Annotated in this window: 1 pseudogene; it reads right to left on the reverse strand. The window is 40.5% G+C overall.

Features of this window, described 5'->3' with window-relative positions:
* Positions 1 to 252 (reverse strand): annotated as a pseudogene (locus AAEY93_RS20930) (UDP-glucose 6-dehydrogenase); the annotation flags it as partial.

Consider the following 252-nt stretch of genomic DNA (forward strand, 5'->3'; position numbering starts at 1 on the left):
GTCAAGTCCAACCCCTTGTATAATTTGTTTACTATTTAATCCATGCGCTTCGGCATACGTATCAAGTTCGTTAAAATATGCGACCCGCATTGCAAGATAGGTATTTGAAAATAATTTAATGGCTTCAGCTTCGGTCGACTCAGTAAACAACACTGCTATATCTTGTTTAATCGCCCCTTGCTTAAGTAAATTAGCAAATACAGCAGCACGCTCACTTTGCTCACCAACCACAATGCGTGATGGGTGTAGGTT

Source organism: Shewanella sp. CAL98-MNA-CIBAN-0140, assembly GCF_040309905.1.
In the GTDB taxonomy this organism is placed as follows: Bacteria; Pseudomonadota; Gammaproteobacteria; order Enterobacterales; family Shewanellaceae; genus Shewanella; species Shewanella psychromarinicola.